The organism is Vibrio sp. YT-17, from assembly GCF_033337375.1.
Lineage (GTDB): Bacteria > Pseudomonadota > Gammaproteobacteria > Enterobacterales > Vibrionaceae > Vibrio > Vibrio alginolyticus.
Map to the genome: position 1 here is coordinate 1 of NZ_JAWOQP010000157.1, position 1,154 is coordinate 1,154.

At 47.0% G+C, this 1,154-nt stretch carries 1 protein-coding gene; it reads left to right on the plus strand.

All coding sequences use genetic code 11. The features are described 5' to 3' along the window. Window positions 1-980 (plus strand): succinylglutamate desuccinylase/aspartoacylase family protein (locus tag R7F67_RS24630; protein ID WP_318057512.1); only part of this gene is annotated, 980 nt, incomplete at its 5' end. Window positions 981-1,154 lie beyond the last annotated feature (174 nt).

The window sequence follows — 1,154 nt, forward strand, 5'->3', positions numbered from 1 at the left end:
TGGATGACGTAATTCAAGGTCATCAAGTCATTCAATCTCTCAACGTAACTGACTTGCCTGCTGGCGAGCATAAATTCTGGTTCCGCATTGCAACCAATGCCCTATCTCAGTGGCAACACCTACCAGTATTGGTATTCAAAGGCGACAAGCCGGGCAAGAAGATTATGATCACTGCCGGTGTTCATGGCGATGAATACAACGGCGTTCTTGCCGCGCAAAAAACAGCTCGAGAGCTGATCGGCAAAGAACTGGCGGGCACTGTCACTGTTGTTCCAACCATCAACTTAACGGGTATGTTGAACCACAGCCGCGATTTTTACTCCGCAGATCCTGATGCATCACCAGCAAACCTAAACCGCTTTTTCCCAGGCGACGCAAACGGCAATGAGGCCAATCGCTACCTGTTTGCATTATGGAACAATCTGCTTAAGCCAAATGCAGAGCTTGCGATTGATCTACACACCCAAACCAGTGGTGCCGCTTACCCATTGTATGTGTTTGCCGATTTCCGTATCGAACAGTCGTTGGAAATGGCTCGCTCAATTAACCCAGACGCTATCTTAAACGATCCGGGGGACGCAGGTGTTTTAGAAACCGTGTGGAACAACAGCGGCATTCCAAGCATTACTATCGAAGTGGGCATGGGGCGTTACACTGAGCAAGCGCTGATTGATCGTACGGTTGCGGGGATTTTTAACGTGCTAAAACGCCACGAAGTGATTTCTGGTGAAGCTTCGCCAGTCATCCCTTGCCTTGAAGGTAACGAGATCATCAGTATTCGAGCCGAGTTTGGTGGCTTCGTTCTACCACAAGTGAAAATGATGGATACCATTGAACAAGGTCAATTGCTTGCGATTCAATACGATAGCTTTGGTGACGAAATTCAGCGCTACATGGCACTGACTAGTGGCACGGTATTAAGTCACAACATTGAGTCGATCAGGGCTCCTGGTTCATTGGTTGTTCGCCTAATCAAATAGCCCTAGTTGTTCGCTATTTGAAAGCACTTTTTCGGATAGGTCAATTTGCAACAAAAAGCCCCGCTCATTTAGCGGGGCTTTTTATGTATAGAATCTATTTCTTCATTCGTGACATTGTCACTAACGATACGGTTACTGCACAACTTATCCGCACTACACCTAGGTTTTGACTTA